The sequence below is a fragment of the Acidiphilium sp. PM genome, assembly GCF_000219295.1.
Classification (GTDB): domain Bacteria; phylum Pseudomonadota; class Alphaproteobacteria; order Acetobacterales; family Acetobacteraceae; genus Acidiphilium; species Acidiphilium multivorum.
The window spans coordinates 1-735 of the sequence record NZ_AFPR01000386.1 but is presented as its reverse complement, the minus strand read 5'-3'; the positions used below and the strand labels follow the sequence as shown (position 1 = coordinate 735).

At 75.9% G+C, this 735-nt stretch carries 1 protein-coding gene; it reads right to left on the bottom strand.

Features of this window, described 5'->3' with window-relative positions:
- Positions 1 to 735 (bottom strand): amidase family protein (locus APM_RS12930; protein WP_007423818.1); only part of this gene is annotated, 735 nt, incomplete at both ends.

Here is a 735-nt window from a genome sequence, read left to right as displayed (position 1 = left end):
CGGCAGCGCGCCGACGCCGAAGGGCGCGGCGAGGAGATCGACCCCGGCGAGGAGGTCGCGCATCGCCATCATGCCGCGGCGGCGCAGCCGGTCGAGCTGGATGTGGTCGACCGCCGAGAGGAAGCGGGCGAGGCGGAACTGGTTGGGCCAGGCGGCTTCGTCCTGGCGGGCGAGCAGGTCGTCGGCGCCGGAGAGGGTGAGCGGCTCGAAGCTCGCCGCCGCCTCGGCCATCAGCAGGGAGACCAGGCTTTCCCAAGGCAGCGCGGGCAGTTCGACCGGCACCGGGACGACGCCGAGGGCGCGGCAATGCTCGATCGCGGCGCGGGCGGCTTCCGCCGAGGGGTCGGCGAAATCGGCCGCCAGGATGCCGAGCCGCAGGCCTTCGGGGTCGCGCCCGGCATCGCCGCCGAAGGGGATGTCGAGGCTGGAGGGATCGTCGGGGTCGGCGCCGTTGAGGATGGCGAGGATCAGCGCGGCGTCGCCGGCATCGCGGCAGAGCGGGCCGAGACGGTCGAGGCTCGGGCAGAGCGGCATCGTGCCGGTGCGGGCGATGCGGCCGAAGCTCGGGCGCAGGCCGACGGCGCCGCAGCGCGCGGCGGGGGCGACGATCGAGCCCAGGGTTTCGGTGCCGAGGGCGAAACCGCAGAGCCCGGCGGCGGCGGCGGCGGCGGAACCGGCGGAGGAGCCGGAGGCGCCTTCCTCCGTGTTCCACGGGTTGCGGGTGCGCCCGCCATG